Annotated in this window: 11 protein-coding genes; 10 read left to right on the top strand and 1 reads right to left on the bottom strand. The window is 64.1% G+C overall.

Annotated features, from left to right (window positions below):
• The first annotated feature begins 48 nt into the window (after positions 1-48).
• The 7 genes from BM127_RS22410 to BM127_RS19100 all read left to right on the top strand — a co-directional run bounded on the left by BM127_RS22410 (position 49) and on the right by BM127_RS19100 (position 6,886).
• Positions 49-873 (top strand): PucR family transcriptional regulator, encoded by an 825-nt coding sequence (locus BM127_RS22410; protein ID WP_175507458.1) that lies wholly within the window; start codon positions 49-51, stop codon positions 871-873.
• Positions 874-1,136: 263 nt separating this feature from the next.
• Entirely contained in the window at positions 1,137-2,765 is a 1,629-nt protein-coding gene (locus tag BM127_RS19125; RefSeq protein ID WP_091201260.1) for an ABC transporter substrate-binding protein, read from the top strand.
• Between the two features lie 7 nt (positions 2,766-2,772).
• The gene (locus tag BM127_RS19120; RefSeq protein ID WP_091201424.1) at positions 2,773-3,717 is read left to right on the top strand and encodes an ABC transporter permease; all 945 of its coding nucleotides are present in this window, start codon (positions 2,773-2,775) and stop codon (positions 3,715-3,717) included.
• A 305-nt stretch (positions 3,718-4,022) separates the two neighbouring features.
• Complete coding sequence (locus tag BM127_RS19115; RefSeq protein ID WP_198554396.1) at positions 4,023-4,580, top strand: ABC transporter permease; 558 nt, start codon at positions 4,023-4,025, stop codon at positions 4,578-4,580.
• 101 nt (positions 4,581-4,681) lie between these two features.
• Positions 4,682-5,638: an ABC transporter ATP-binding protein gene (locus BM127_RS19110; protein WP_198554395.1), complete on the top strand. Its 957-nt coding sequence runs from the start codon at positions 4,682-4,684 to the stop codon at positions 5,636-5,638.
• Complete coding sequence (locus BM127_RS19105) at positions 5,622-6,452, top strand: ABC transporter ATP-binding protein (RefSeq protein WP_091201256.1); 831 nt, start codon at positions 5,622-5,624, stop codon at positions 6,450-6,452. The genes BM127_RS19110 and BM127_RS19105 overlap by 17 nt, the downstream gene beginning before the upstream one ends.
• A complete protein-coding gene (locus tag BM127_RS19100; protein ID WP_231263414.1) occupies positions 6,449-6,886 on the top strand; it encodes a GlcG/HbpS family heme-binding protein in 438 nt (145 codons plus the stop codon). The genes BM127_RS19105 and BM127_RS19100 overlap by 4 nt, the downstream gene beginning before the upstream one ends.
• 518 nt (positions 6,887-7,404) lie before the next feature.
• Here the strand turns inward: BM127_RS19100 and BM127_RS19095 are convergent.
• Positions 7,405-8,286 (bottom strand): LysR family transcriptional regulator, encoded by an 882-nt coding sequence (locus tag BM127_RS19095; protein ID WP_091201252.1) that lies wholly within the window; start codon positions 8,284-8,286, stop codon positions 7,405-7,407.
• 75 nt (positions 8,287-8,361) lie between these two features.
• Here BM127_RS19095 and gabT point away from each other — a divergent pair, with 75 nt between their 5' ends.
• The 3 genes from gabT (at position 8,362) to BM127_RS19080 (ending at position 11,740) form a co-directional block, all read left to right on the top strand.
• Entirely contained in the window at positions 8,362-9,717 is a 1,356-nt protein-coding gene (gene gabT / locus BM127_RS19090) for a 4-aminobutyrate--2-oxoglutarate transaminase (protein ID WP_416143257.1), read from the top strand.
• 161 nt (positions 9,718-9,878) lie between these two features.
• Positions 9,879-11,348 (top strand): NAD-dependent succinate-semialdehyde dehydrogenase, encoded by a 1,470-nt coding sequence (locus tag BM127_RS19085; protein WP_091201250.1) that lies wholly within the window; start codon positions 9,879-9,881, stop codon positions 11,346-11,348.
• On the top strand, positions 11,345-11,740 hold the full coding sequence (locus BM127_RS19080) for a hypothetical protein (protein WP_129428253.1): 396 nt from the start codon (positions 11,345-11,347) through the stop codon (positions 11,738-11,740). Before BM127_RS19085 ends, BM127_RS19080 begins: the two co-directional genes overlap by 4 nt.
• The last annotated feature ends 298 nt before the right edge of the window (positions 11,741-12,038 follow it).

The following is a 12,038-nucleotide window of genomic DNA, read 5'->3' as shown; positions in this document are numbered from 1 at the left end:
GCTGTAGGCGAACCGCAGCGGGGACCGTCGCGGCTCGCTTGCCCATTCGTGGCCGACCGGATAGACCCGTCCGGCGCCGCCGTAGATGCCTACTTCCTTCGCAACCAGGACCAGAAGCGGCGGGTGGTGGTGAGCGACATCCTCCGCGGTGTGCCAGCCGATGTTGATCAGCTGGGCTACAGCCTTAACAGTGCACACTTGGCAGTGGTCGCCTGGGGTCGGTCACCCGAAGCCAACATCCGAGCGCTTGCCGCCTCGTTCGATGCGGGGCAACTGGTCGTGAGTGGAACGTCAGGATCGTTCGTGGGCTGGCTCGGCTCGTCCGCATTGAAGAGCGCTCTAGAAAGACAATCACACGCCGTCGAGGCCATGCCGGGAACCCACCTGGCCCTGGGTGAGGTTGAGCACGGAGTCGAAGGATTCAGATTGAGCTACAGACAAGCCCGGCAGGCGTACCGAGTGGGCAGACTCGTCGCCACACAAGTCGTTCACTACGGTGACGTCGCTTTGGAATCGCTGATGCTGAAGGATCGTCAAGAAGTCCAGGACTTTGTCTCGCGGGAACTCGGCCCCCTCCGCGACGAAGGAAGTTCACGCGACGAGTTGCTCAAGTCCACCTTGCGGGCCTACTTCCGAGCGGGACTGAACGCCGCGACGACCGCCCAGGCGATAGATGTGCACGAGAGGACGGTCGCATATCGGCTGCGGTCCATAGAGTCTCGGCTTGGAGTGAGCGTGGCCGCTCGGCGGGACGAGCTCGCTGCGGCTCTGCGCCTCGCAGATCTCCTCGACCGCAGTCCGGGCGATGACCGACGCGACTTCAGCTACAAGGACGTGGGGCTAGGGCCGGACCCAGAGATCGGCATGCCTTGAACGCGACAGCACGCAGGTTTGGGGTCAAATACCAACCAACCTGCTCACTGACACCGCTGGACTAGTCAGCGATCGTTGCCGGGTGAGACTCGGGCCGATTAGGGACATGTTCTACGGACGGAAGTGCGTGTGGCCAAAGGCAAGGCGTACGCCGCCTGGCCTACCCAGTCCAAGAGCAATTGCCTTAGTCAGGCAGTTTCCGCACCTGAAATTGCAGGAATCAGCAGAGCCGGATGGTGTTGCCGCCCTAGAAGGTGTGCGTCATGACGATCCGGCCGCGATGGCGCACCCTCATCACCTTGTCCCTTGTCGTCAGCGCAGCGCTTACGGGTTGTGGTCGTCAAACCGACGACTCGGACCGCAAGCCAAGCGAGACACTGGCGGACACCACCCCTGCCGGTACAGACGAGGTCACTTCGGCCGTCTGGGCGGTCAACGGTGACATCAAGAGCCTCGACCCGCTCTACACGTTCGACTATCCCGGCAATACAGCGGTTTCGTTGATGTGCGAGTCCCTTCTGACCACGATGCCGGACGGCTCGATCGGTCCAGGTGTTGCGAAGATCTCCAGGCCTACCGAAACGACCGTCGTCTTCGACATCAATGAGGGGGCGCGGTTCTGGGACGGCACTCCCGTGACCGCCGAGGATGTGGTCTACAGCCTCGAGCGTCAACGGGACCCAGCGCTCGGCGGGTTCTACGGCGCCTTCTTCGACAGAGTCGACACCATTTCCGCGACAGACCCCCTGCAGGTCACGTTGAACCTCACCGCGCCGGACTACTGGTTGGACGGTGAGCTCGCCGGCCGTGCGGGCGTCGTATTGCAAAAGAAGTACGTCGAGACTCGCGGGGAGTCGTACGGGACGAGCTCGGGCGGAGTGATGTGCACGGGGGCATATGAGCTCGAGTCGTGGGTGCCGGCAACGGGCATCGTGATGAAGGCCAATCCGGACCCCTGGCAAGGGGCTACGCCGCGGGTTGAGCAGTTGACCGTGAAGAGCATCGCGGACGAGGCGGCGCTCACGTCTTCGCTCTTGACCGGTGAGGTGGATGGAACCTATCGCCCTGCCGGCATGTCGACGCTGGATCAACTTCGCGCAAGCGACGATGTCGAGGTCTTCCAAGGGCCCGGTTACAACACGGATGCCCTGATCGTGAGCAGCCTGGACGGCGCGTTGGGAGATGCGCGCGTTCGTCGTGCGCTGGCCCTGGCCCTCGACAGAGAAGGCATCATCGACTCCGTCTACAAGGGGGCGGCGCAGATGCCCAAGTGGATCTCGAATTCGGGAACGTTCGGGTACGCCCCTGACGTCTTCGAAGCGGCCTACGAGCGGACCCCCACTTGGGCTCAGGACCTGTCCGAGGCGAAGGCACTCGTCGCGGAGGCGGGCGCTGAGGGAAAGACCGTGACCATCGGCATGACTGCGGGGCTCGCCCAGATCGCGGCCGCGGCAGGCGCCTACGAATCAGCTGCCGCTGCGATCGGTATGAAGGTGAAGCTCAAGGCCGTCTCCACCGAGAACTTCATTAACTTCTTCATCGATCCGAAGGCGCGCGAGGGGATCGACGGTTTTCTCACTGTCGACTACGGCGACTACGCCGACCCCGTCGCGCTGGTCGCCAGCATCGTCCTGCCTAACGGCTCCCGAAACTACGCCGGGCTCGAGGACGACAGGCTCATCGAGCTGACGACGCAGGCACGCGCCACGGCCGATCCCGAGGAGCGTGCAAAGGTCGTGGTTCAGGTCATGAACCGGTTCAACGAGGTTTTGCCGTGGATTCCCATGGTGCAACCGAACACGGTGTTGGTGATGAACCGCGAGCTCTCGGGTGCAGTGAGTTCCTTCGCCTACATGTCGGCTCAGTGGGCCGGCGAACTGGGCGGTCGGTGAAGTGCGCATGGCATTCCTCGCCAAGCGCGCGGCCATCCTGGTGGCGACCATTCTGGTGGCCAGCTTCGTGATCTTCGCGGCCATGTACATGGCTCCCGGCAAACCGATCGGTGCGCTCACGGGCGGCAGGTCCGTATCTCCCCAGGCGCTGGAGGCACTCGAGCAGCGATACCGGCTCAACGAACCATTCCTGTCCCAGTACGGGCACTGGCTCTCGAACGCGATCCGGGGTGACCTGGGCGTCTCAATTGCCACCAAGCAGGACGTGTCCGAGCTGATCGTCGAACGCGCGGGCATCACGCTGTCGCTAGTTCTATATGCAGCGGTCCTGATCGTCGTCATCGGAATCGGCTTGGGTCTCCTCGCCGGACTGCGGCCCGGATGGGTCGACACCTCCGTGGTGGTGGCGTCCTCCGCAGCCGCTGCAGTTCCAGCCTTCCTGAGCGCCATCGTCCTGACCCTCATCTTTGCGGTGACCTTGAGCTGGCTGCCAGCCCTCGGGGCTGGGGAAGGGGTAGTGGACCGATTCGTGCACCTGACACTGCCGGCGATCTCGTTGGCGTTGTCATCCATCGCGGTCGTAGCGCGGGTGACGCGTACTTCCATCCGTGAGGAGTCCAGGAAGGAACATGTGCAGACGGCGGTGAGTCGCGGCCTTCCACGACGAGCGGTGATAATCCGTCACGTCCTTCGCAATGCCGCCATCCCCATCACGACGGTCACCGGGATCACCATCGCGTCTCTCATCGCCGTGTCGGCCGTGGTCGAGTCCGCGTTCAGCCTAAACGGGCTCGGTCAATACCTGATCGTGTCGTCATCGTCCAAGGACCTTGCTGTCGTGCAGGGAATATCGCTCGTCCTGGTTCTGGCATTCGTCCTCCTGAACGTCGTGGTGGATCTGGCGTATGCCGTCCTTGATCCGCGGGTGCGACTGGGGGCGAAGGCCACGTGAGTCTTGTCGTCGCAGAACAGGCAGCGGGTTTACCAGGCCCGGCACGAACGAAGGCGCACTACCTGGGAGTTCCGGGCGTGGTAGCGGTTGTCATCTTGGCTCTTGCGGTGGTGGCCGTCGTAGCGGGACCGGCGCTCGCTCCTCACGACCCGAATGCGGGGAGTCCATCCGGCTCCTGGCTAGGACCGTCGGGGACGCACCTGCTTGGACAGGATGTTCAGGGTCGCGATGTGGCGTCGCGCCTCCTGGTCGGGGCCCGATCCTCGATGTTGGGACCTCTGGTCGTGGTAATCCTATGCATGGCGGTGGGCTCGCTCCTGGCGCTGATCGGGGCATGGCGACGCGGCGTGGTCGACACCTTGATTTCCTCGACCATGGACGTTGTCTTCGCCTTCCCCGGGATCCTGCTTGCAGCTCTGGCCTCGGCTGTTCTCAACGCCGGTTTGTGGCCGGCGGTTCTCGCGCTGTCCGTGGCGTACACGCCGTATGTAGCACGGCTTCTCCGCGGAGCGATTCTGCGTGAACGGAACCAGCTGTACGTCGCGGCTGCCGAAGTCCAAGGATTCAACACCATGACAATCTGGCGGCGGCACCTGATCCCCAACGTGGCTCCGGTGATGGTCGCGCAAGGCACCATCCTGTTCGGCTACGCGGTCCTGGACATTGCGATCCTTTCGTACCTCGGTCTAGGCATTCAGCCGCCCCGTCCCGACTGGGGAGTGATGATCTCGGAGAATCAGTCGGGGGTCTTGCAGGACTATCCGCTCCCGGCCCTCAGCGCGGGGGTGTGCATCGTCATGGTTGTGGTCGCCATGAACATCCTGGGCGAGCGGCTCCTGGGCACGAGGGGTGCCGAACGGTGACGGGTTCGCAGCCAGGCACGCCATTCGGGGTCGCGCGTCCCACGTCCTCTGCGAGTGGGCCACCCCTCGTGGAGGTAGATTCACTCAGCGTCTCGATCCAGGTGGACGGCAGTGCGCGGTCCATCCTGCGGAACGTATCGCTCACAATCGGGCGCGGTGAAGCGCTGGCCCTTGTCGGTGAATCGGGCTCCGGAAAGTCGATGACGGCCAAGGCGATAGATCGCCTGCTCCCCGCGGGTGCCCGCCAAACTGGGTCCATCTCGTTCGATGGCCAGGATGTAGCAAAGATGACGGGCGCGGCACTCCGCTCCTATCGGGCCGACGTGGCGATGATCTTCCAAGATCCGCGTGTAGCCATCAACCCCGTGCGGAGCATCGGGGACTTCATGACCGAAGTCCTGCGAACCAACACGCGGGTCCGGTCGCGAGTCGCTGCTGACCGAGCCGTGAAGATGCTGGCGCGTGTAGGGATCGCGGACGGCCAAAGGCGTCTTGAGCAATACCCGCACGAACTCTCGGGGGGTTTGCTTCAACGGGTGATGATCGCAAGCAGTCTGCTAACCGAGCCGCGCCTCCTCCTGGCCGACGAGCCAACGACCGCGCTGGACGTGTCCACACAGGCCGAAGTAATTGAGATTCTGAATGACCTTCGCCGCGAGCTAGGGCTCGCCGTCCTCTTCATCACGCACGATCTGGAACTTGCCCGTACATTTTGCGACCGTACGGCCGTGATGTACGCGGGAGAGATCGTCGAGGTGGGCGACTCCTCAGCCGTGCAGGAGGCGCCCCTTCACCCATACTCCGCCGGTTTGGCGGCGGCTCGCCCTCGGGTAGACCGACGACTGGCCCGGCTCGAAGCAATCCCGGGTCGTCCGCTGTCCGCCGTCGAAGCGCCAGACGACGCGTGCTCCTTCGCGCCTCGCTGCGTTCACCGCGTAAACGAGTGCGACGAGGGCCACCCGGAACTGAGACCACTCGGCCTCGGCATGGTGCGGTGCATCCGTGCCGGCGGAACGGCGCTCACTGAAAAGGACGTCAACCATGAAGCTCACAGATGATCTAGCGCTGGAGGTCTCCGGTCTGCGGAAGACCTACGGCAGTGTTGTTGCTGTTGACGACGTATCTTTCGCGATTCGACGCGGTGGATCACTCGGACTGGTAGGCGAATCTGGTTCTGGAAAGACCACCATCGCCAAGATCATCCTGGGCCTGGAAAGCGCGGCCGCTGGGCAAGTTCGAGCGTGCGGTCGTGATCGCACAGCGGCGGCCCGGACGCTGGGTGAGCGAAGGAGACGGGCGCGGGAGGTGCAAATCGTCTTCCAGGATCCGCACTCCAGCTTGGATCCTCGCCAGACGATTGGATCGATGCTCGAGGCGGTGGTGCGATTGCATCACCGCGACCTCATTGCGGGTGAGCGTCGGCAGCGTGTGATGGACCTGCTGGACATGGTCGGGTTGCACGAACGGCATACTGCTGCGCTCCCACGTGAGATGTCCGGGGGCCAGAGGCAACGAGCCGCGATAGCGCGTGCTCTCGCTGCTGAGCCGGAGGTCATCGTTCTCGACGAGTCCGTCGCAGCCCTTGACGTGTCCATCCAGGCGCAGGTGCTGAATCTCCTAGCGGACCTCCGCGAGCGCCTCTCGGTGACCTATCTGTTGATCAGCCACGACCTCGCAGTGGTGCGACAACTGACCGACACCGCAGTAGTGATGTGTCAAGGACAGCTCGTCGAATCAGGCACGACTGCCCAAGTGCTCGACGATCCCCAGCACATCTACACGCAACGTCTCCGCGCAAGCGTCCCGGGACCGACATGGGTCCGCAGGGTTTCGGCAACGCCATCCATTCTGGACGAGGGCGGCGCTTCGTGACCCTCTCGCTCGAGACGTGCCGCCAGATCGCGCAGTCGGTCCAACGAGAGGCGGAACGACTTCAGCTCCGTCCGCTCACAATCGTGGTCCTCGACAGCGGAGGGCACGTCGTCCTCGCTGAACGGTCGGATGCCTCGCCGATTGGCACGTTCGAGATTGCTCGGGGCAAGGCCTATGGGGCGCTCGCATTTGGCATGAACTCCCGCGACATCATGGAGCGCGCTGAACGACAGCCCTACTTCGTTGCGTCCGCGGCGGCGGCGTTGAACGGTCGCCTCATCCCCGTTCCGGGGGGCGTGTTGATCGATGATCTCGATGGTCAGCTCGTGGGAGCGGTAGGGGTGTCGGGAGACACGTCCGACAGCGATGAGTCAGTGGCGATTCATGCCATCGCGACGGTTGGCCTGCGCTCTCGTGAGACATCACGGCGATAGCGCCGCATCATGCCCCCGTTGTCCCAGCAAGGCCGGAGTCCCAGCTCGGCATACGGACCGGCTATCGGTGCAAGGCGATGTCGCTGCACCGTGAACAGCAATCCTGTCCCGGGCCGAGCGGGAAGGATTGGTCCCACCACTTCGGCCATGACTCGCACCGGATGCCGCAAGCCGTGGTGAGCGTGCCCATCTCTTTGGCGTGGATCGTCGACGTCGGCACGAGAATGACCTCTCGATTGTTGTCTTGACGTCGACTCGACTCAGCTACGACAAACCACCTGTTCATGCGCTCACCGACCGGGCTCCGAATCTGGCGGCCGTCCGCAGGGATGTACAAGAGGACACCACGACGCGGCTCGCCATCGCTTCGTCTTGTCAGTCGTGGTGCCCCGACTGTAGGAGAACGCTCGTTGAGGGGTCTGTCGGTGATCTGGGAATTCCCGAGCGGTTCTGCCGGAATCGTGGCTTCCCGACCGAGCACGTCGAGAACCGTGCCATCTGGGTCTCGACTCGTTCATTCAGATCGTCTTGTAACGCTGTTGACAGAACAGCGCGAGCCGTTCCGCCACGGACGCGAGCTGGGTCGCCGCATGGTGTTGACGGTTCCACGCCGCGTGCAGAGTCAGCTGCAGGTCGGCGCCGCCGTCGATGAGGATCCGGAGCGGAACCAGGTCGAACCGAGGATCGTCCGACAGTACGGCGACGCCCCGGCCGCTCGCTGCCAGGGCTTGGGCAACCTGGGGATGGTCGCACTCGATGACGTCCAAGGGACTCAACCCAGCGGACGCCAACCTCTCATCTACGAGGGTGCGCGCACGAAAGTGGTCGTGGAGCAACACCAGCGGCTCCCGAGCCAAGTCTGTAAGCGTGATGGATGTTTCGGCCGCCAACCGGTGACTTGGGCTGACGTAGGCCCACACAGGGAGTGACGCAACGGTGACGCTGGCGAACTGTCGCGGGGGAGGGGCGGTGATCACCGCGAGATCTCTTTCCGATCTCAGGGCCGAGAGCGCCTGGGAGTACGTAGCCTCGCGCACGGTGATCAAAGGATCCGACACGTCCAAGGTCGCCAAGAAGGGCGCGATGACGTCGGTGAGGGTGGTCGTCGGTGCGGCCATCCGGATCCGTTCCAGACGCCCCGCTGCCAACGCATCTGCGAGGGACCGAGCATTTTCTGCTGCGGCGAGCACGTCGTCGGCAGCACTGAGGAAGGCTCGCCCCGCCGCGGTCAGCATCAGCCTCCCTCGCTCGCGTTCGAACAGACGGACGCTCACTTGCCGTTCAAGCTGCTGCAGCTGCCGCGACAACGCAGGTTGGCTGATGTGCAGGTACGAGGCGGCGGCGTTGACCGTGCCGGCGTCCACAACCGCGCGAAAGCTCCGCAGCAATCGAAGGTCCACGCGTGCATTCTATGCACATGAGATATAGGTACCGCGTCGAATCGGCATTGGACTGCATGTGCATGATCGCCGAGCATGGACGGCATGACTTCTGTTCCCACGGCGACGCCGGCGAAGAGGCTCGTACGCACCGCGATGCCGGGTCCTCGATCGCTTGCACTCTCCGGACGCAAGGCAGCAGCCGTCGCGCACGGGGTCGGATCGACGATGCCCGTCTATGCGGCGCGAGCCCACGGGGGCGTGGTGGAGGATGTCGATGGCAACGTGTTGATCGATCTAGGGTCGGGGATAGCCGTCACCACGGTGGGTGCGAGCTCGCCGCGAGTTGTCGCTGCGGTGCAGGCGCAGGTCGCGGAGTTCACCCACACCTGTTTCATGGTGACGCCCTATGAGGGCTACGTAGCAGTCGCTGAACGCCTGAACGCGCTAACCCCTGGGGACCACGCGAAGCGAAGCGTCCTCTTCAACTCCGGGGCCGAGGCCGTGGAAAACGCAGTCAAGATTGCCCGCACCTACACCGGTAAGCAAGCCGTGGCTGTCTTTGACCACGCCTACCACGGTCGCACCAGCCTCACGATGGCCATGACAGCGAAGTCGATGCCTTACAAGCATGGATTCGGCCCGTTCGCACCCGAGGTCTACCGAGCTCCGCTCTCGTACCCCTACAGGGACGGGGGGCTGAGCGGCGCCGAGTCGGCAGCACGAGCGATCGACCATCTCGAGAAGCAGGTCGGGGCAGACACGCTTGCGGCTCTCGTCGTCGAGCCGATCCAAGGAGAAGGCGGCTTCATCGTGCCAGCGCCCGGATTCCTTTCGACGTTGTTGGACTGGTGTCGAAGCAACGCCGTGGTTTTCATCGCAGATGAGGTGCAGACCGGCTTCGCCCGCACCGGCGCCATGTTCGCCTCTGAGCACGAGGGACTAGTTCCCGACCTCATCGTGACCGCCAAGGGGATCGCGGGCGGGTTGCCCCTCTCTGCGGTCACTGGACGCGCCGACATGATGGATTCGGTGCACCCTGGCGGGCTAGGTGGCACCTACGGCGGGAATCCGCTCGCCTGCGCCGCCGCCTTGGCCGTCATGGACACCATCGAAGCGGACGGACTAGTCGCTCGGGCCAGCGACATCGGGGAACTCGTAGCCGGGCGTCTTCGACGCCTGCAGGCTGACGACTCTCGACTCGGCGACATCCGCGGACGGGGCGCCATGATCGCTGTCGAGCTGGTGGACGCCAGCTCTGGAGCGCCCGATCCTGGCCTTGCCAAGGCGGTGGCTGCCTTCGCCCACGGCGAGGGAGTGATCGTGCTGACCTGTGGGACCCATGGCAACGTGCTGCGGTTCCTGCCGCCTCTGAGCATTTCGGATGCCTTGATCGAGGACGCCTTCGACGTGCTCGAGAGTGCCTTCGCGAGCGTGACCTCCACCATGTGAGCAACCCCGTTCACCCTGTACATCGTTGCTGCGCCTGAGGGCGCCGAGCAGCGACCACATGGTCGAGGGGTCGATGCTCGGCTCCTCCGTCTCGCCACCTTGCGGACGTCCATCGCAGTCGATCCCGTCGCCGTCGCACACCACATGAGAGGCCTATCCGCATGACCCTGTCCGACACCATTGAGGCGCTAAATTCGAAAACTGGCATTCTCATTGCCGGCGACTGGAAGGACGGAGATCGCCAACCGTTCGAGGTGCACGACCCGGCGGACGAATCCGTTCTCGCGGTCGTGGCGGACGGAGGAGCCAGGCGAGCGGGGGAGGCGGTGGACGCTGCCGCCGCCGCCGCCGGCGTATGGGCGTCCACTAGCCCTCGGGCCCGATCTGACGCCCTGATGCGTGTCTTCCACCTGATGCTGGAGCGACTCGACGAACTCGCGGAGCTGATCTCTGCCGAAAATGGCAAGGCGATCGCTGACTCGCGAGCCGAGGTGGCTTACGCCGCCGAATTCTTCCGCTGGTACGCAGAGGAGGCTGTCCGTCCGCGCGGGGACTTCGGCTCTTCACCCACGGGCGGGGTCCGTACCGTTGTCAGCCACCGTCCCGTCGGAGTCGCTGCGCTCATCACACCCTGGAACTTCCCGGCCGCCATGGCCACCCGCAAGATTGCGCCAGCACTCGCCGCCGGCTGCACCGTGGTGCTCAAGCCGGCCTCCGAGACTCCGCTCACCGCGTTGGCCTTGGCGCGCCTCGTCGCGGACGCCGGTGTGCCTTCAGGCGTGTTGAACATCGTGCCCACAACGGAGCCCCAGGAAGTTGTGACCACCTGGATAGAGGACCCGAGGGTGCGTGCCCTGTCATTCACCGGATCGACGGGAGTAGGTAGGGCGCTGCTGGCCCAGGCTGCCCAAAGAGTCCTCAAGACATCGATGGAGCTGGGCGGAAACGCGCCCTTCATCGTGATGGCAGATGCGGACGTCTCGGCGGCTGTCGACGGTGCGATGACAGCGAAGTTCCGCGGTGGAGGTCAGGCATGCACCGCCGCCAATCGCTTCTACGTTCATGAGTCGGTAGCACGACACTTCATCGGCATGCTGAGTGAGCGTATCGAGGCGCTTCGCGTAGGTCCGGGCTCTGACCTATCGTCCCAAGTCGGACCCCTGATCTCCAGCAAGGCTGTCACAGGCATCGGAGAGCTTGTCGCGGACGCTGTGCGGCGGGGAGCCCGGGTGGCAGCCCAGGCCGATGTCCCGTCCCACCTCACAGGGCACTTCGTGGCCCCCACTCTGCTTGTCGACGTCCCTTTCGACGCCCGGGTCGTCCAAGAGGAGATCTTCGGGCCAGTGGCTCCTGTCGTCACGTGGCGGGACGTGGAGCAACTGGTCCAAATGGTCAATGAGCCAGACGTCGGCCTCGCCTCCTATATCTACTCGCGCGACCTCAAGCAGGCCATGCAGATCGCCGAGCGCATCGAGGTTGGGATGGTGGGCATCAACCGAGGGTTGGTCTCGGACCCGTCGGCTCCGTTCGGCGGCATGAAGCAGAGCGGGCTGGGTCGCGAAGGCGCGCGTGAGGGCCTCGTTGAGTACCAGGAGACGCAGTACTACAGCCTCGACTGGTCGACGCCGTGACAGGCCTGGCCAATGACCAACGCCGCCCCGAGAGTGGACCGGCATTGGTCAGTGAGGAAGTCATCACCCCGGATGACGACGGGTGCATCACTCAAGCGGATCTCTTGAAGGCGTTCGACCGACGTCGGCGACACCTCGCCCAGCTCGTGGCTCGCGATGACGGACTCTTCGCTGGCTACGACGTCCTCGAAATGCCTGCAATGCTCGGTACGGGTGGGGTGCGGGTCAGCGCTACGGTGCGCGACGACGTCGGCTCACGTCACGCAGTGGAGTACATCGCCGTACTGATGAAGCCCGAGGAAGCGAGCTTGCCGAGTGCATACTTCGTGGCCGAGATCGCGAAGCGCGAGGCCCGAGCCACGGGATGGACGCTCGTTCCGAGTCGCCGCTAGCTCGGTCCAGGGTTATGCAAGAGGGCGCTGCGCCCTAACGTGATGAGTTCGCAGTTTCACGCGGATGTCGATCCATAAAGTCGTCATTCTCATCGACGTCGTCATGGTCCCCGTCGGTCGGCGGCGAGTCACTCTGAGACGAGCCGCAATAGCTCCCGCTTGTAAGGGAGAGCGACCGCCGGGTGGGGCGACTCGAATTCACGCGCTAGGTGTACCCGGCCATCAGGTTGGTAGCAGTCGGCTGATGGGTGGGTTGCCTCCGAGTGCGCTGTGGCGGCGTTCAGTGTTGTAGTGCTCG

The sequence above is a fragment of the Nocardioides alpinus genome (assembly GCF_900112035.1).
In the GTDB taxonomy this organism is placed as follows: Bacteria; Actinomycetota; Actinomycetes; order Propionibacteriales; family Nocardioidaceae; genus Nocardioides; species Nocardioides alpinus.
The sequence above is the reverse complement of the archived record's forward strand: the minus strand, read 5'-3'. Positions and strand labels throughout refer to the sequence as shown.

Bases quoted from the DNA above. Each gene is read 5' to 3' on its own strand.
- BM127_RS19125 (WP_091201260.1), top strand. From the start codon at position 1,137: ATGACGATCCGGCCGCGATGGCGCACCCTCATCACCTTGTCCCTTGTC.
- BM127_RS19120 (WP_091201424.1), top strand. From the start codon at position 2,773: ATGGCATTCCTCGCCAAGCGCGCGGCCATCCTGGTGGCGACCATTCTG.
- BM127_RS19105 (WP_091201256.1), top strand. From the start codon at position 5,622: ATGAAGCTCACAGATGATCTAGCGCTGGAGGTCTCCGGTCTGCGGAAG.
- gabT (WP_416143257.1), top strand. From the start codon at position 8,362: ATGGACGGCATGACTTCTGTTCCCACGGCGACGCCGGCGAAGAGGCTC.
- BM127_RS19085 (WP_091201250.1), top strand. From the start codon at position 9,879: ATGACCCTGTCCGACACCATTGAGGCGCTAAATTCGAAAACTGGCATT.